General features: G+C 32.8%; 20 protein-coding genes and 1 other RNA gene. 12 read left to right on the top strand and 9 right to left on the bottom strand.

All coding sequences use genetic code 11. From position 1 onward, the window contains the following. Nucleotides 1-105: 105 nt before the first annotated feature. The 3 genes from ssrS to AACZ49_RS18570 all read right to left on the bottom strand — a co-directional run bounded on the left by ssrS (nucleotide 106) and on the right by AACZ49_RS18570 (nucleotide 872). Nucleotides 106-216: non-coding RNA, 6S RNA (ssrS, locus tag AACZ49_RS18560), on the bottom strand. 56 nt (nucleotides 217-272) lie between these two features. Further along, a complete protein-coding gene (locus AACZ49_RS18565) occupies nucleotides 273-569 on the bottom strand; it encodes a cell division protein ZapA (RefSeq protein ID WP_339657785.1) in 297 nt (98 codons plus the stop codon). Between the two features lie 12 nt (nucleotides 570-581). Further along, entirely contained in the window at nucleotides 582-872 is a 291-nt protein-coding gene (locus AACZ49_RS18570) for a hypothetical protein (protein ID WP_339657787.1), read from the bottom strand. Nucleotides 873-1,066: 194 nt separating this feature from the next. Between AACZ49_RS18570 and AACZ49_RS18575 the strand changes: the two genes are divergently transcribed. The 3 genes from AACZ49_RS18575 to AACZ49_RS18585 are packed head-to-tail and all read left to right on the top strand — an operon-like array spanning nucleotide 1,067 to nucleotide 5,892. Next, nucleotides 1,067-2,758: a M23 family metallopeptidase gene (locus AACZ49_RS18575; protein ID WP_339657789.1), complete on the top strand. Its 1,692-nt coding sequence runs from the start codon at nucleotides 1,067-1,069 to the stop codon at nucleotides 2,756-2,758. A gap of 5 nt (nucleotides 2,759-2,763) precedes the next feature. After that, nucleotides 2,764-5,229 (top strand): TonB-dependent receptor, encoded by a 2,466-nt coding sequence (locus AACZ49_RS18580; protein WP_339657791.1) that lies wholly within the window; start codon nucleotides 2,764-2,766, stop codon nucleotides 5,227-5,229. Nucleotides 5,230-5,238: 9 nt separating this feature from the next. After that, nucleotides 5,239-5,892: a hypothetical protein gene (locus tag AACZ49_RS18585; RefSeq protein WP_339657793.1), complete on the top strand. Its 654-nt coding sequence runs from the start codon at nucleotides 5,239-5,241 to the stop codon at nucleotides 5,890-5,892. On the opposite strand, the gene AACZ49_RS18590 is transcribed toward AACZ49_RS18585, so the two are convergent. Then, nucleotides 5,893-7,041 (bottom strand): cysteine desulfurase family protein, encoded by a 1,149-nt coding sequence (locus AACZ49_RS18590; protein WP_339657795.1) that lies wholly within the window; start codon nucleotides 7,039-7,041, stop codon nucleotides 5,893-5,895. 114 nt (nucleotides 7,042-7,155) lie between these two features. Between AACZ49_RS18590 and AACZ49_RS18595 the strand changes: the two genes are divergently transcribed. Then, complete coding sequence (locus AACZ49_RS18595; protein WP_339657796.1) at nucleotides 7,156-7,659, top strand: hypothetical protein; 504 nt, start codon at nucleotides 7,156-7,158, stop codon at nucleotides 7,657-7,659. Between the two features lies 1 nt (nucleotide 7,660). Here AACZ49_RS18595 and AACZ49_RS18600 read toward each other — a convergent pair whose 3' ends face one another. Next, the gene (locus tag AACZ49_RS18600) at nucleotides 7,661-8,203 is read right to left on the bottom strand and encodes a Smr/MutS family protein (protein WP_339657798.1); all 543 of its coding nucleotides are present in this window, start codon (nucleotides 8,201-8,203) and stop codon (nucleotides 7,661-7,663) included. A 59-nt stretch (nucleotides 8,204-8,262) separates the two neighbouring features. Here AACZ49_RS18600 and AACZ49_RS18605 point away from each other — a divergent pair, with 59 nt between their 5' ends. Genes AACZ49_RS18605 through AACZ49_RS18615 form a run of 3 tightly spaced genes read left to right on the top strand, consistent with a single transcriptional unit; the run spans nucleotide 8,263 to nucleotide 9,241 of the window. Further along, nucleotides 8,263-8,568 carry a DUF2752 domain-containing protein gene (locus AACZ49_RS18605; protein ID WP_339657800.1) on the top strand — a complete coding sequence of 102 codons (306 nt, stop codon included), beginning with the start codon at nucleotides 8,263-8,265 and terminating at the stop codon, nucleotides 8,566-8,568. Nucleotides 8,569-8,583: 15 nt separating this feature from the next. Beyond that, nucleotides 8,584-8,922 (top strand): CCC motif membrane protein, encoded by a 339-nt coding sequence (locus AACZ49_RS18610; protein ID WP_339657802.1) that lies wholly within the window; start codon nucleotides 8,584-8,586, stop codon nucleotides 8,920-8,922. Nucleotides 8,923-8,926: 4 nt separating this feature from the next. Beyond that, complete coding sequence (locus tag AACZ49_RS18615) at nucleotides 8,927-9,241, top strand: CCC motif membrane protein (protein WP_339657804.1); 315 nt, start codon at nucleotides 8,927-8,929, stop codon at nucleotides 9,239-9,241. A gap of 52 nt (nucleotides 9,242-9,293) precedes the next feature. Here the strand turns inward: AACZ49_RS18615 and rocD are convergent, their stop codons facing one another. After that, entirely contained in the window at nucleotides 9,294-10,574 is a 1,281-nt protein-coding gene (gene rocD / locus AACZ49_RS18620) for an ornithine--oxo-acid transaminase (RefSeq protein WP_339657806.1), read from the bottom strand. A 219-nt stretch (nucleotides 10,575-10,793) separates the two neighbouring features. On the opposite strand from rocD, the gene rlmD reads away from it, so the two are divergent. Genes rlmD through AACZ49_RS18635 form a run of 3 tightly spaced genes read left to right on the top strand, consistent with a single transcriptional unit; the run spans nucleotide 10,794 to nucleotide 13,462 of the window. Further along, nucleotides 10,794-12,206, top strand: coding sequence for a 23S rRNA (uracil(1939)-C(5))-methyltransferase RlmD (gene rlmD / locus AACZ49_RS18625; protein WP_339657808.1), 1,413 nt, complete (start codon nucleotides 10,794-10,796; stop codon nucleotides 12,204-12,206). A gap of 1 nt (nucleotide 12,207) precedes the next feature. Beyond that, complete coding sequence (locus AACZ49_RS18630; RefSeq protein ID WP_339657810.1) at nucleotides 12,208-12,714, top strand: DUF6452 family protein; 507 nt, start codon at nucleotides 12,208-12,210, stop codon at nucleotides 12,712-12,714. Further along, nucleotides 12,695-13,462: a DUF6048 family protein gene (locus AACZ49_RS18635; RefSeq protein ID WP_339657812.1), complete on the top strand. Its 768-nt coding sequence runs from the start codon at nucleotides 12,695-12,697 to the stop codon at nucleotides 13,460-13,462. Before AACZ49_RS18630 ends, AACZ49_RS18635 begins: the two co-directional genes overlap by 20 nt. On the opposite strand, the gene AACZ49_RS18640 is transcribed toward AACZ49_RS18635, so the two are convergent. Together AACZ49_RS18640 and AACZ49_RS18645 are read right to left on the bottom strand one after the other, a co-directional pair. After that, on the bottom strand, nucleotides 13,457-13,687 hold the full coding sequence (locus AACZ49_RS18640; protein ID WP_339657814.1) for a hypothetical protein: 231 nt from the start codon (nucleotides 13,685-13,687) through the stop codon (nucleotides 13,457-13,459). The genes AACZ49_RS18635 and AACZ49_RS18640 overlap by 6 nt on opposite strands. Continuing rightward, nucleotides 13,684-14,853 (bottom strand): THUMP domain-containing protein, encoded by a 1,170-nt coding sequence (locus tag AACZ49_RS18645; RefSeq protein WP_339657816.1) that lies wholly within the window; start codon nucleotides 14,851-14,853, stop codon nucleotides 13,684-13,686. Before AACZ49_RS18645 ends, AACZ49_RS18640 begins: the two co-directional genes overlap by 4 nt. Nucleotides 14,854-14,947: 94 nt before the next feature. Here AACZ49_RS18645 and AACZ49_RS18650 point away from each other — a divergent pair, with 94 nt between their 5' ends. After that, entirely contained in the window at nucleotides 14,948-15,619 is a 672-nt protein-coding gene (locus AACZ49_RS18650) for a ZIP family metal transporter (protein WP_339657818.1), read from the top strand. Then, nucleotides 15,620-16,045, top strand: coding sequence for a DUF4268 domain-containing protein (locus tag AACZ49_RS18655; protein ID WP_339657820.1), 426 nt, complete (start codon nucleotides 15,620-15,622; stop codon nucleotides 16,043-16,045). 38 nt (nucleotides 16,046-16,083) lie between these two features. Here AACZ49_RS18655 and AACZ49_RS18660 read toward each other — a convergent pair whose 3' ends face one another. After that, nucleotides 16,084-16,716: a hemolysin III family protein gene (locus AACZ49_RS18660; protein WP_339657822.1), complete on the bottom strand. Its 633-nt coding sequence runs from the start codon at nucleotides 16,714-16,716 to the stop codon at nucleotides 16,084-16,086. Between the last annotated feature and the right edge of the window lie 290 nt (nucleotides 16,717-17,006).

Raw genomic sequence — 17,006 nt, forward strand, 5'->3', positions numbered from 1 at the left:
GCAAAACCGATTGCCAGCCCAACTATTGCGGCAATAATTATCATTGTACTATCCATAGTGTAATTTATTAATAAAAAAAAAGCCCACATTGGAGAAGTTTTGATCAAACTCCGGTAAACAGGTTTAGGGCTAACAGACTGATCAAGGATCCCTATACAAGTAGGGCCTGCTTTTACAATCTAAACTCACCCTTTTTAAAAAAAATAAATGTTGAGTTTGTCAAAAGGTATTACCAATGTGGGCAGTAACTTAATGTATTTAAAAGAACGTTTTTATTTCATAGCTAATTTAGAACTCACCAACTCTTCAAGCGCTTTTAAACGCTCTACAGCTTCTTTGGTTCCTTCTGATTGCTCTATGCCATTTTGCTCAAATTTAGAGGCAAACTGCAAGGCACACATGGCCAAAACATCTTGTTTATCTCTAACTGCATAATTTTGCTCAAATTTCTTAGCCAGCTGTTCTATATTCTTAGCTGCCTTTCGCAAACCTTCTTCTTGCGCAGGATCAATAGTCAAAGGGTACACCCTATCAGCAATCGAAAGTTTTATTTTGAGCTTATCTGACATATTATATTAACATTATTCCGACAATTGAGCTATACAATGGTCCAACTCTCGTATCAATGTATTTATTTTAAGCTTAGCTTCTGTTTTATTAGTATTACTGCCTAGCATTGAATTTGCAAGTTTGAGAGAATTATATTTCTCTTCCCACTCAGAAACCGTTTTACTTGCGTTTTCTTGAGAAGATTTAATATGGTACAATTCTTTTTCCAACTCCAAATTGGCATTGTTCACAACCTCAAGATTATGCAACAATTTGCTCATTTTATTTTCTAAAGAATCAACAATTTTAATCAACTCGCTCATACATCAAAGTCAATGCGATTTACACAAAGTTAACATAGATTAGATGACTTAGCAATAGTTTTGTGAAATATTCCTAAATCGACACAACTTAACTTGATAAACCAATATGGTACAGCTCTTTATTATAATTTTAGCGTGCGCAACTCTAGAGAATTGTTATTGATTAATTATTTTAGCACTATTGCTATCTACTTATGAAAAAAATATCCTTTACCTTTTTGTTATTATTTTGTTTAACCCTAGTTGCACAAGAAAAGTATCCTAAAGATGCGTTTAGAGCTCCAATGGATATTCCTATCATATTAGCAGGAACCTTTGGTGAACTTCGCTCAAATCACTTTCATTCTGGCATTGATATTAAAACACAACAACGGGAAGGCATACCGGTTATTTCTATCGGCGATGGCACTATAACCAGAATTAAAGTTTCGTTATGGGGTTATGGAAAAGTATTGTACATAGCGCACCCAAATGGTTATACATCGGTATATGGCCATCTTCAAAAATTTTCCCCTTCCATAGAAGAATATATTAAAAAGTTACAGTACGATAAAAAATCTTTTGAGATTGAAGTTTTTCCTGATTATGGCGATTTAAAGGTCGAAAAAGGCGAGCTTATAGCTTATAGCGGCAATACTGGTGGCTCTGCAGGGCCTCATTTACATTTTGAAATAAGAAGTAGTATATCAGAAAAACCAACCAATCCATTATTATATGGAATTGATGTGGCCGATGCTACCAACCCTATCTTAGAGAAGCTTTTTGTTTATCCTCTAACAGATAAATCGCATGTGAATGGTAATGACGAAAGAACACAAGTTAATTTCAGCAAAGAAAGTGATGGAACCTATTTAACAGATAAGATTACTGCTCTAGGCAACCTAGGAATAGGGTTTATAGGTTTTGACCGTTTAGATATGGCTGCGAATAAAAATGGAGTTTATTCAGTAGAGCTTAGTGTTAACGGTAAAATATATTCCCTTTATGATTTCGAATCTTTCTCTTTTGGAGAAACCAGATATATAAACACTCTTGTCGATTATGAATATTTGGGCAGAAATAGACAACGTATACAGAAAAGCTTTAAGTCTGCCGGCAATAATTTAGGTATCTATAAAGAATTATATAATAACGGGGAAATTGACATTAACGAAGGGTTGAGTTATACGGCAAAGTTATTAATTAAAGATTACTCAGGTAATAAAACAGTACTCAACATACCAATTGAAGGAGTGAAAAACTATGAAACTAGAAGTCGAGAAAAAGAAACCACAGATAATTACATAATTGCCAACAAGCCTAATAATTTTGATTTAGGCAGCGCCAAAGTATATTTTCCTACTAATACCTTTTACAAAGATTTCTACATCGATTTAAAAAAAGGAAATGATACTGTTACCATTCATAATAATACAGTACCAGCACATAGAAATTTCACTATTACTTTTGATGCTTCAAAATATCCAAAAGAAATACAAAAACAATTATTCATTGCAAGACTAGATTCTAAACTTCAACCGAATCATACAAATACCTATAAACGAGGCGATGTATTTACAACCCGTACTAGAAATTTAGGAACTTACACCATTGTTAGAGATTCGGTAGCCCCAACCATTCGAACTAAAAACTTCAAAGAAAAACAATGGTTGAACAATTATAAATATTTAAGTGTACAAATAGCGGATGATCTTAGTGGCGTTGATACGTATTCAGCAACTTTAAACGGTGAATGGATATTAATGGAATACGAACCTAAGCGAAAAACATTAACCTATAATTTCGACGATAAGATAGCTGACCAGACGCAATGTGTCCTTAAAGTTACCGTTACTGATAATGTAGGTAATGAGAATTCCCTTACCACCTCTTTTTATAGAAAATAGTATACTTGAAACATTATAGCATTCTGGGTCTTTTATTATTGCTGTGCAATGCTATAAGTTTTGCTCAAAACGCTACTATTACAGGTATTGTTCTAAATGAGAACAACCAACCTTTGGCCGATGTAAATATTTCAACCGAAGGGCTTGGTACCACTACCTTGTCTAACGGATTCTATATTTTAGAAATAACTGCGGATAAAGAAAATACTATTACCTTCTCTCATATAGCACATAAGGATGTGATATTGCATAATTTACTACTGACAACTAATGAAACTTTTGAATTTAACCCTATTTTAAAAGTAGATGTCATTCAAATGGACGAAGTATCGGTATCTGCTACTGGAGAACGAACCTTAGAAAACATTTTAAATATTACACCAGAGACCATTCGAAAAATTCCTGGTGCAAATTCAGGGGTTGAAACAGTCTTAAAATTGCTACCTGGTGTTTCATCAAATAACGAATTAAGTACACAATATGCAGTTAGGGGTGGTAATTATGATGAAAATCTGGTTTACGTAAATGATATAGAAGTATACAGACCATTTTTAATACGATCAGCCCAACAAGAAGGGCTCAGCTTTGTTAATAGTGATTTAGTTAAAGACGTAAAATTTTCAGCGGGTGGTTTTCAAGCAAAATACGGTGATAAATTAGCCTCCGTTTTAGATATTAAATATAAGACTCCTACCCTATTTTCGCTTCGAGCAGACCTGAGTTTTCTTGGGGCTAGTGCAAGCCTTGAAACGGTTTCCAGAAAAAACAAATTTAGCTCTGTTTCCGGCATTCGTTATCGAAACAATTCTTTGCTGGTAAATAGTAAGCAAACACAAAGCAATTTTACTCCGTCTTTTACTGATATGCAGAGTTTCTTGACCTATACTGTCTCATCAAAATTACAACTGAATTTTTTAGGCAACTTGGCTGTCAATGATTATAACAATAAACCTTTAAACAGGCAAACCAATTTTGGCACCTTAGAAAATCCTCAAGCATTAGTAGTTTATTACCAAGGGCAGGAAAAAAACAGATATACAACAGCGCTTGGAGCCATAAAAGGGAGTTATTTTCTAAATGAAAATACTACGCTAAAACTAATATCATCTATATACCATACTATCGAAGAAGAATATTCAGACGTAATTGCATCATATGAACTAGGAGAGGTAGATAGTAATCTAAGTAGTGATTCGGCAGGTGAAGTTCTTACATCACGAGGTATTGGCTCTCAATTTAATCGCTCTAGAAATGACTTAGATGCACTTATATTTAATGTAGAACATAATGGCTCAAATACTTTTAAAAATTCAATTTTAGAATGGGGTGCAAAATATACTCATGAAGATATAAGAGATCAATTAAGAGAATCTGAATTTATAGATTCCGCAGGATTCTCTATTAGACCACCAAGAGCGGAATTCATTAATAATCAGCCAGCGGAATCATTTGACGCTCCTATAATAGCTTTTAAAGGCATTAATGCATTAAACTTCGTGAAAACGAATAGATTTTCTGGTTTTGTTCAATTAGGTACCCAAAAAACTTGGAACGACACAGATATCTATTATAATATAGGAGTACGTTCTCATCATTGGACAGTTAGTGGTACCGATGTTGAAAAAGTATCACAAACTGTGATTAGCCCTCGGGGGCAGATTGCCATAAAACCTAACTGGGATAAGGATATGCTATTTCGTTTATCTTCAGGTATCTATCATCAACCTCCTTTTTATAGAGAATTAAGAGATAGTTCTGGAACTATACAACCCAATGTAAAAGCACAGAAAGCCTTTCATTTAGTGGCTGGTAATGAATACAGTTTTCTATTATGGGAACGTCCATTTACATTAATAAGTGAAGCCTATTATAAAAAATTAGAAAATGTAAATCCGTATACTTTAGAAGATGTACGTATTCGCTATTCTGCTGACAACGATACAGAAGCCTTTGTATATGGAGCTGAAATAAGAATGAACGGGGCATTTGTACCAGGCACGGAATCTTGGATAAGTATTGGATATTTAAAAACTGAAGAGAATAGAAATAACCGGGGGTACATACCTAGACCTACAGATCAACGCTTAAAACTGGGTATTCTTTTTCAAGATTATATCCCTACAATTCCTGATTTAAAAATGTATTTGAACCTAGTATACCAAACAGGGGTTACTGGTGGATCTCCAAGTTATGCAGATCCATACATTTTTCAGAATAGATTAAGAGATTATAAACGTGCAGATTTAGGAATTTCCTATATTTTTGCAAATAAGGATAAACAATATCCAGCAACACATTGGCTACATTCTTTTAAGGAGATAAGTTTTGGTTTTGAAATATTCAATTTATTCAACAATCAAAATTCAATTACGAATACTTGGGTGAGAGATGCAGACAGTAAGATTGAATATGCTGTTCCAAACTACTTAACTTCAAGAGTATTAAATTTAAGATTAGGAATACGCCTTTAAAAAAATCAAATGAAAAAAATACTTTTTTTTATAACATTACTTTCTTGCTATACTGTTATGGCTCAAAAGAACATTTATGAAAGCCCTAATTTTGATGATTTAAGTGCTGACCATAACCTTTTGGCTATTATTCCTTTTCTAACCAATTTGGACCTTAATGAAAAAGTGACTAAATCAGAACAGAAAAAACTGGAACAGAATGAGGGCTATGCGGTACAGAATGCTTTAGAAACCTATTTTTCTAAACGAAGCAAAAAGAAAAAGCTACCTATTCAATTTCAAAATATAAAGAATACAACAGCTATATTGGCACAGAACAATATTACCTATGAAAATATTGATGTTTACACCACCAAACAGTTAAGCGAAATTTTAGGAGTTGATGGTATTATTAGTGGCACCTTAGATTTAAACATCTTATTATCTAGTGGTATACCAACAGAGTTTAGTTTTACAGATTATTTCTCTGGTGGTGCTAATTACGGACGCATTGGAATAAAAATCAGTGATGGCAAATCAGGTAAATTATTGTGGAAATACGAAAAGGAAATCAATAAAAAGACAGGGAAAAATACCAATGATCTTATTGACCGTATGATGAAATTGGCTATTCGTAAATTTCCTTATGAAAGAGAACGTAAACGTGACCGAATTAAAAATTAATTAAGCCTCAATAATATCTTTTAATACACTGATCGTATAATCAATTTCCTCTTTGGTATTATAGATTGAGAATGAAAACCGAACAGAAGGTTTTTTCATATCTTCTTTAGATAAAATTTCAGTTAATACATGTGACCCTGTATCACTGCCAGATTGGCAAGCACTACCCTTAGAACAAGCAATACCTTTAATATCCAAATTGAATAGAAGCATCATTGCTTTATCTTCCGTAATGGGTAAGCACACATTCACCAAAGTATAGGTGCTCTTTTCTAAATCATCTGAATATCCATTAAATTTAGCTTTGGGGATTTCTTTTTTTATTTCTTCAATAAAGTAAGATTTAAGTTCTTCAACGTATTTCTTTTCTTTATCCAAGTTTTCATAAGCATGTATAAAAGCCTCCTCTAGTCCTACTATATTATGAAAAGATTCGGTACCCGCTCTAAGACCACGTTCCTGAGAACCACCCGAAATCATACAGCTCATTCCTGAATTTTTACGAATAAAAGCAAAACCTATTCCTTTTGGTCCGTGAAATTTATGAGCAGCAGCAGCTAAAAAATCAATAGGAAACGCCTTAACATCCCAGTTATAATGACCCAAAGACTGTACTGTATCAGAATGTACTAATGCACCATATTTTTTCGATAAAAGAGTAATAGCCTCTAAATCTATTTTATTTCCAATTTCATTATTTACATGCATCAAGCTTACCAGCTTTTTAGAATCATCGCTTTTTAATAAGGTTTCTAAATGAGCCATATCAGGATTGCCAAAAGCATCTAAATTCACGAATAGCAATTGAACAGATCCATTTTTTTTTAGTTCTTCAACGGTGTGTAATACGGCATGATGCTCAATTTTCGAAGTTATAATCGTTTTAACATCTAAATCACGTACCGCACATCTAATAATCATGTTATCAGCCTCAGTACCCCCAGAGGTAAATATGATTTCAGAAGGCTGAGCGTTTATATATTTCGCAATAGTTTTTCTAGCACTTTCAATTGCAGTTTTCGCAGTTCTACCAAAACTATGTGTAGAAGATGGATTACCATACGAATTTGCCAAAGCATCTTGCATTTTGGCGATAACCGTTGTATGCAATTGTGTAGTTGCCGCGTTGTCTAAATAAACATGTTTCATATAAGCGTACTCTTTAGTATATAAAGTACAAAAATAGCTCAATTAAAGTTAATTAACCCATAAATGACAGCCATGCTACAAAGGGATTTCCAAATTTTAAATTAAATTTGAATTATGAAAAAATATCTCCTGATTGGTTGTTCAATTTTATTTTTTGGTTGTAATGACGGTGATTTACAAATAGAAACTGTTGATTTTAATACTATTGATACTGTTCAAAACTGTGACGCGGTGTCTGTTTCAACTTCGAATGTTTTGTTCAAAATAAATGGTGATGAAGCTTTAATTGTAACAATACCAAGTGGACTTTTGAAAAATACCGTTACCACAACGGATTTAGAAAGTTCGATACCCGGAAACTCGCAGGTCAGCTATCGAATATTTTCAGACAATGTAACTAGTGCATATTTCTGTGATTCTCCGCCACCACTATCACCAACGGTTATGGAAGAAATTGAAGCTCAAAGTGGAAGCGTTCTAATTACTACAAGTTCTACCGATAATATAACGTTTACACACACTATTAAATTAAGCGGTATTACATTTTTAAATGAAGATGGGAGTAGAATCACTGACTTACAAATAAATGAATTCGGTACAGTAACTACAGGAAGTTAATTTAGAAGTTTTGAAAAATATAAACCTCAGTTGCACCTAGGCCATATTTTTGATAATCGGCATCGTAGAATTTAATGTTGTCATATTTTCTAAACAAATAACCCAGCTCTTCTTTGAGCACCCCTTCACCTACCCCATGTATAAATACAATCTTTTGAATTCGCTTGCTAATAGCGAAATCCAATTGTCTTTTGGCCGTATCTAATTGTAGGTTCAGCATTTCGAACTTCCCTATCTGCTTAGGGTTTTTCATTAACTGATTTATATGAAGGTCTACCTCCATTTTAGGGGCAGTTCTTTCTTTTATTTTAAGAACAGTATGCTTTTTACGCTTTGGTTGTTCTTTTTCCTTTTTAATATCAGTAATTTCAGAATTCGATACTCGAATCTCATTTGAGATATAAACCAATTCTTTAGCCATGAAATCTAACGAAAATCCATCATCACTTACTATTGTTATTACTTCTCCATTGATAGATTCTATAACGCCCTTTATTACGTCGTCAATAGTTTCTACCGTATCACCTATCTGAAATTGAGACATGATTTTGTTTTGTAAACACAAAAATAATGGTAATTTTCCGACTAATTATTGAATAACAGATGCGCTTTAAAGCATTATTTATCTTTTTGGGAATAGAAAATTATATGCTGCCTTGTTTTACTAAACAATTATTAGGAGTTGACTGTCCTGGTTGTGGTTTACAGCGTTCAGCATTATTTTTACTAAAAGGAGAATTTTGGGCGGCTTTTCATATGTATCCGGCTATTTATCCTATGTTATTGTTATTTGCCTTTTTAGGTATCAATAAATTATCGCCAATAAAATATTCTAACACCATTACAATTACACTTATGATTAGCACCGTAGGCTTTATATTGACCAATTATATTTTAAAATTTATTTAACTAAACCTTTTAATTATGGAACAACAAAAATTACCCAATGTAACTATTGCTCTAGTTCTTAGTATACTTTCCTTTATATGTTGCTGCTTTAGTATTGGCATCGGTGGTATATTACTTTCTGGTATAGCACTCTTTTTAGTAAACAAAGACACTAAATTATATAGCGAAAATCCTGAGAATTATTCAAACTTTAGCACATTAAAATCTACAAAGATTGTTGCAATTATTGGACTTGCACTTGGAGCGATTACATTGTTATGGGTAATCTACTCAATAGTATCAATGGGCGGATGGGACGCTTATTTAGAACAACAAAAAGAGATATACGAACAAATGGGAATTGAAATAGAATAATTGAATGGACAATTCTGTAGAATACAAATCAATACCAGGTGCAAGTAATGCACTAACTTTTGGAATATTATCTATCGTTTTAACCTTATTCTGTTGTGGACCCTTCGGAGCTATTTTTAGTATAATTGGTTTAAGCAATGTGAAAAAAGCTAAGAACTTTTATGAAGCAAATCCTGGAAATTATAGAGGTTATGAAAATGTAAATACCGGTAAGATTCTATCTTATATTGGCCTTGCATTAGCCGTAATTCTATTAATATTTACAATTATTTATTTTGGATTGATTATCGCATTTTTTGCGACTGCAGATTTCCAATAATTAAATTATAATCAAAAAAAATCCCCGATGAAAATCGGGGATTTTTTTATTTCTATTTTTTAAACTCTTTAAGTGTTTTAATAATGATGGAAACACAATCTAGAAGTTCTTCTTTCGTCATTACCAATGGAGGCGCAAAACGAATGATATTACCATGAGTAGGTTTAGCAAGTAATCCGTTTTCTTTTAACGCCATACAAATATCCCATGCTGTACTACTTTCTTCGGTATCATTAATTAATATCGCATTTAAAAGACCTTTACCACGAACACTTTTCACCAAATCGGTAGTTACTATAAATTTATTAAGTTCATCTCTAAAAAGCTCACCCAATACAAAGGCATTCTCAGCTAGTTTTTCATCCTTTACGACTTCTAAGGCTGCCATACCTACAGCGGCAGCAATAGGGTTACCACCAAAAGTACTTCCATGATTACCTGGCTGAATTACATTCATAACTGCATCGTTCGCCAATACCGCAGAAACTGGGTAAGCACCACCAGATAGCGCTTTTCCTAAAATTAATATATCTGGTTTTGTTTCTGGTGTACCACTACAATGCTTATCAGCACAAGAGCAATTTCCACAAGTAGCCAGTAGACGTCCTGTTCTTGCAATACCCGTTTGTACTTCATCGGCTATAAAAAGCACATTGTACTTTTTACATAGTGCTTTTGCGCCACTTAAATAACCAGGGGAAGGCACATAAACTCCTGCTTCACCTTGTATAGGTTCAACCAAAAACCCTGCAATATTTTTATTTGCTTTTAACACCTCTTCTAAGGCGTTTAGATTATCATATTCTATTTTTATGAACCCTGCTGTATAAGGGCCAAAATTTTTGCGTGCAACAGCATCGTTTGAAAAAGAAATAATGGTAGTTGTACGACCATGAAAATTATTTTCACAAACAATTATTTCTGCCGAATTCTCAGCAATACCTTTCTTTTCATAAGCCCACTTTCTACAAATTTTAAGAGCTGTTTCAACAGCTTCTGCACCCGTATTCATAGGTAAAAGCTTATCGAAATGAAAAGTTTCGGTTACATACTTTTCATATTTCCCCAACATATCATTATAAAACGCTCTTGACGTCAACGATAATGTTTTAGCCTGTTCTGTCATCGCATTTACGATTTTCGGATGGCAATGACCTTGATTTACCGCAGAATAGGCAGAAAGGAAATCATAATATTTTTTTCCTTCCACATCCCAAACAAATACACCTTCACCTTTACTTAATACTACAGGCAATGGGTGATAATTGTGTGCTCCGTGTTTTTCTTCTAATGCAATAGCATCCTTAGAAGTGATGTTTTCTAAAATTGACATGATAAAAATTACTTTAAATAAAACTTTAGCAATTCCTTCTATACCTTTTTCCTTTCGAAGAGTCGAAAATTCAGCGTGGGAGAGAAATCATCCTTGTAGAAATTCAAAAATACAAATAATTGACATCAAAAATAAAAATTACGGCCAATGGTTTCAATATCTTGTTAATACTATCAACAACAGTATTCTCATTTCAAAGAAACCATTTATTTTTGCGGCATGCGAAAAAAGACAAAGCGAGAGATTTTTGAAAATGTTACGGTAGTAGATGCAGCAGCCAAAGGCAAAACCATTGGAAAAGCACCCGATGGTAGGGTTATTTTTTTAACCAACACCGTACCAGGAGATATAGTTGATGTTCAGACCACAAAAAAGCGCAAAGCTTATTTCGAAGGAAAAGCTATTAAATTTCATTCTTTTTCAGATAAAAGAGTTGACCCGGTATGCCAGCATTTTGGAGTTTGTGGTGGATGTAAATGGCAAGATATGGGTTATGAGCACCAACTTTTCTATAAACAAAAAGAGGTAGAAAATAACTTAAAAAGAATTGGTCATCTAGAATTACCAAAACTAACACCCATTCTTGGCTCTAAAGAACAATATTTCTACAGAAATAAAATGGAGTTTTCTTTTTCGGATAGCCGATGGTTAACATTAGATGAAATACAATCAGATAACCAAATTGAAGATAAAAATGCCTTAGGTTTTCATATCCCGGGTATGTGGGATAAAATATTGGATATTAAAAAATGTCATCTTCAAAAAGACCCATCAAATGCAATTCGATTAGAAACAAAAAAATTCGCTATTGAAAATGAATTAACTTTTTTTAATCCTAGAAATCAATATGGTATGTTACGCACCTTAATGATTCGCACCTCTTCAAATGGTGAAATTATGGTTCTAATTCAATTCTTTGAGAATGATAAAGAGAAAAGAGAGTTACTTTTAAATCATCTTTCAATCACATTTCCTGAAATAACGTCATTATTATATGTTATCAATCCGAAACAGAATGATACTATTTATGATCAAGAAATAATTTGTTTCGCAGGTAGAGACCATATTTTTGAAGAGATGGAAGGGCTTAAATTCAAGATCAACGCTAAGTCTTTCTACCAAACAAATTCAGAACAAGCATATGAATTGTATAAAATAACAAGAAGTTTTGCTGATTTAAAAGGCGATGAACTTGTTTATGACCTTTATACAGGTACTGGCACCATTGCCCAATTCGTATCTAAAAAAGCAAAAAAAGTGGTAGGCATTGAATCTGTTCCTGAAGCAATTTTAGACGCTAAAGCAAATGCTATAAGAAATAATATCAACAATGTAGACTTCTTTGTTGGGGATATGAAAAATGTCTTCAATGAACAGTTTATTTCCCAGAATGGTGTTCCAGATATCATTATTACAGACCCACCACGGGATGGAATGCATAAAGATGTAGTTCAACAAATACTAAATATTGCACCTAATAAAGTAGTATATGTTAGTTGTAATAGTGCAACCCAAGCAAGAGATTTAGAAATGATGAAAGATATGTACTTGGTTACAAAAGTACAACCAGTAGATATGTTTCCACAAACCCATCACGTCGAAAATGTTGTACTTTTAGAAAAGAAAGTTTAAAATGAGAAGTTTTCGAATTGGTGTATTATTATTTATTGGCATCTTAGCTGCAGCTTCTTGTGAGAAAGATGATATTTGTGTAGAAGGCGATACACCTTTATTGGTAATAGAATTTTATGATATCAATGATACATCGGCATTAAAAACAGTACCTACAATAAGAGTTGTTGGTGTTGGTAAAAATGTAACCGTAAATACCGTTGCCGATAGAACTACGTTGAATACTATATCTATTCCATTAAAGACAGATGTCGACGTTACAAGTTTTATAGTAATCTCAGGTTCAGTTTCAGCAGAAAACGGTTCAGAAACAGGCAATATAGATACCGTTAATTTCTCTTATAAAAGGTTAGAAGATTTTTTATCTCGCGGATGTGGTTTTGTTGTTAACTATGATAGTTTGCAAGCAAATGTATCGGCTGACACCAATAATTGGATTAAAGATATAGAAATAATAAGATCACAAGTCATCAATTCAGATTCTACACATGTCAAGATTTTTCATTAATCTTTATTTTTTATGTTTCGTATTCTTGGCAATTGGCCAAAGTAAACCTATAGACCTTAATCCAAAAGATACTGTTGAATACAAACAGTCTTATGGCATAAGTCTAGGGTTAGACCTAAGCCGAATTATAACAACTTCTTTGGCCGATAATTATAGTGGTTTTGAAATAGTTGCAGATTATAGACTCACCCAAAATTTATATATAGCCGCAGAATTAGGTAACGAAGAAAAGACAAAGCAAGAAGATTTATTCAATTTCACTACAACGGGTAGTTATCTAAAAGTAGGAGTAAACAAAAACAATTACGCAAATTGGTATGGTGAGCGCAATCTAATATATTTAGGAGGAAGACTCGCATTTAGCACTTTTGAAAACACTTTAAATAATTACCAATACTTTGACACGAACCGTTATTGGAACCCAGAAAATTTTGCAAATGGCTCGGATAATCCTGATAAATTTTCAGGACTTTCTGCCACATGGCTAGAAGCCGTTTTTGGGACTAAGGTTGAGCTATTCTCCAATATTTATATGGGAGCCAGCATTCGGTTAGGAATAATTTTAGCACAAAAGGAAGATGACCGTTTTCCAAATTTGTGGGTACCTGGATTTAATAAAGTCACCGATGATAGCCGTTTCGGCGTAGGATATAATTATAGTATTTCCTATTTTCTACCATTATACAAAAAGAAAAATAAGGTTGCTAAAAAAATTAAGGAAGCTGAAGAAGAAAACAGAGAACTATAGTTCTTTAAATCCTTTCAAGAATATCCACTTCATAACAATTTTTTCTATTCCTTCTTTTTTAATTACCGCAAACTTAGGAGCCAAAAAAGATGCTGCTATTGCTGCAATTAAAGACATATAGATAGAATCTAGCTGCAGAAATAAACTTAATCCAAATCGAAACACAACAAATAGAGTTGCAAACCCTAAAAAATTAAAGACAAAAACTTTATGTTGAGATTTCATTCGTCATTATTATTTTTATACTTAGCTTTTTTGCTTCCCTCATACATTTCGTATTTAACCAAACGCGATTCTAAATGGCTATTAAATACTTTTATTTTACGGGAAGGTCTAAGGCCCACAAACTTTAAAGCAGGAAGATTGCTGGTAATAAACCATGCATTGGTACCCGGATATCCCTGTTTTAAGGTATCACCAATTGAACTATAGAAATTTTCCATCTCTATATCTAATCGTTCTCCGTATGGAGGGTTAAAGCACATATGTAAAGTACCTTTAGATTCCTTTTCAGTTTTGAAAAAATCTTTTCTTTCTACGGTTATATAATCTGTCAAGTTTGCATTTTCAATGTTATCCAATGCTTTTCTTACCGCAGAAGGCGCCTTATCGTATCCAATGATTTTATGATGAAACTCTCTAGTTTTCTTTAAACTCGAATCAACAATTTTCTCATATAATTCAGCATCGAAGTCCGACCACTTTTCAAAAGCGAATCCTTTTCTATTAATATTCGCCGGAATATTACATGCAATCATAGCCGCCTCTGTCAACATAGTACCACTACCACACATGGGATCAAGAAAATCACATTGTCCATCCCATCCACTTAAAAGCAATAATCCAGAAGCCAAAACCTCGTTAATAGGTGCTATATTGGTGGCAGTACGATAACCCCTGCGATGTAAAGAGCTACCAGAACTATCTATAGCAACATTACACTCATTATTATGGATATGTATATTGATACGTAAGTCTGGGTCTTTAATATCTACATCTGGTCGTGTACCATCGGTATCACGAAATTTGTCAACTATTGCATCCTTGGTTTTTTGAGACACATATAAAGAATGGGTAAACTCGTCAGAATTGACCGTAGTATCTATTGCAAAGGTTTCACTAACAGAAAGATATTCTGTCCAATCCATTGCATAAATCTTTTTATACAAATCGTTCTCATCTCTAACCCGAAATGAATGTATTGGTTTAATTATCTTTATAGCTGTTCTAAGACATAAATTGGCCTTATACATAAACCCTATATCCCCTTCGAAAGATACATTACGAACACCCTCAACAACATTACTAGCACCAAGATTTCTAAGCTCTTTAGCTAGTAGCTCCTCAAAACCAAATAGGGTCTTAGCGACCATTTTAAAATTATTACCCATATCCATTTTTTCTCGTACCGCAAAAATACGCTAATTTTGACGCTAGATTAATTTAAGACCTATTTCCTTTTATTTAAGCCTAAGCAGAATTTACATGATTTATATTTTACCAGTTCTGGGAGTGCTTGTGAGTTTTCTTTTTGTGGTTATAACCAAACCTCAAAAAAATGAATATTTCAAACTTCTATTAGCGTTTAGTGGCGCATTTTTATTAGCTCTAACCATATTTGAATTACTACCGGAGATTTATATTCACAGTGACCCAAAAACAATTGGAATATTAATTATGTTGGGAATATTATTTCAAATATTTCTTGAGTTCTTTTCTAAGGGTGCAGAACATGGACATGTACATATTTCAAAAGAAAGCACAAATTTCCCATGGTTACTTTTCATTAGTCTCTGTATACATTCTTTATTAGAAGGTTTACCAATTGGCTCGAACGATATTATAATTTATGGCATTTTAATTCATAAAATTCCGATAGCTATTATCCTGAGTATCTTTTTACTTGGTTCTAATATAAAACCAATTCATGCAGGTTTATTTATGGTCCTTTTTTCAGTTATGACACCTATTGGTACTTTTTTAGCGCACACTGTCGAAATATTATCTACTTATGCTATCTATTTAAATGCTTTGGTTATAGGTGTCTTTTTGCATATTTCTACTGTGATTTTATTTGAAAGTTCTGAAGGCCATAAGTTTAACTTAAGAAAACTATTAGTCATTATTTTTGGAATAACTATAGCTTACTTTTTATAAATGTTTAGTAAAGAAGATTCTAGAAAATTACGGGAGGAATTTTGGATTGCCTTCGGTAAGTCATTCCCTAACAAATGGATATTATACAAAACCAAAATAAAAGGGTTATCCTTTAAGTTTCATTACGATTTAAGAATGGCAATGGTATCCATAGATGTTGATACCGATTTTGAGCAACGAATAAAAGTATGGGATAAGTTAGTAGCCCTTAAGCCTATTTTATTAGAGGAATATCTTCAAGAAGCTATTTATGAGGATTTCTTTTTACTAGAAAATAAAAAAGAGATTTCAAGAATCTATGTAGAATTAAAAAATGTATCTATACATAACAAAAACACCTGGAGAGAAACAATGGAGTTTTTAAATCAATCCATGCTCCAGTTTGAGATTTTTTTTGATGAGTATAAAGATATTCTTGACTCCTAGAGATAAATATTTGCTACAACTAGTCAACATTTTTGATTTCATACGACATCTAAGTATATAAAATACCAATGGCTCACTGCGCCAATTAGAACAAATAAGTGCCAAATGAAGTGATTATAAGGAATCTTTTTTATAGCGTAAAATAAAATACCTACGGTGTAAAAGGCACCTCCGAGCATAAGAAGTTGAATACCGATTTCTGAAGTATTACTTACTAGATTCTGAAAGTCAGTTAAAATTAACCAGCCCATTATTAAATAGAGTAATAATGAAAGAATTTCATACTTACCGGTAAAAAAAACCTTTAAAATAGTACCAAGGATAGCTATGCCCCAAACGATAAAGAAAATGTACCAACCATTTTCTTGAACAAGAGATATTAAAGCCACAGGTGTATATGTGCCAGCTATTAAATAATATATATTGATATGGTCAAGAATTCTTATACCTTTCTTCTTATCAGGATTAATTACAGCATGATACATGGTTGAAATAGCAAACATACTTATCAAAGTAAGACTATATATTGTTATGCTCAGAAGAGCATAAGTAGATTTATAACTATTCTTTTGCATTAATACTATCATGCCTATAATAGCAAGTATTGCTCCTATACCATGAGAAATTACATTAAGTTTTTCTTCTTTATCTAACAAACCATAATTTGACATAACCTTAATTTCTTAATAATTCAAATCTCAGTAAAACCCATCATAAGTAAAATACCTCTTCCACTCTATTTTAAAATTAAAAAGATAATATTTTACAAAACTGATTATTTCAAAAACGTATAAATATTTTCACTAACCTACTACCTTTTAAAAGGTAGTGTTCATTTCCAAAATTATACAATGAACCAAAGAAATTATCAGGTTTGAGAATGAAGAATTTCAAAATTTAACCTTGATTTATGCAAATAAAAAAGGCCCCTTACAATTCTGTAAGGGGCCTTCGAAAAAGG

Origin of the sequence: uncultured Maribacter sp. (genome assembly GCF_963975365.1) — a bacterium.
GTDB lineage: Bacteria > Bacteroidota > Bacteroidia > Flavobacteriales > Flavobacteriaceae > Maribacter.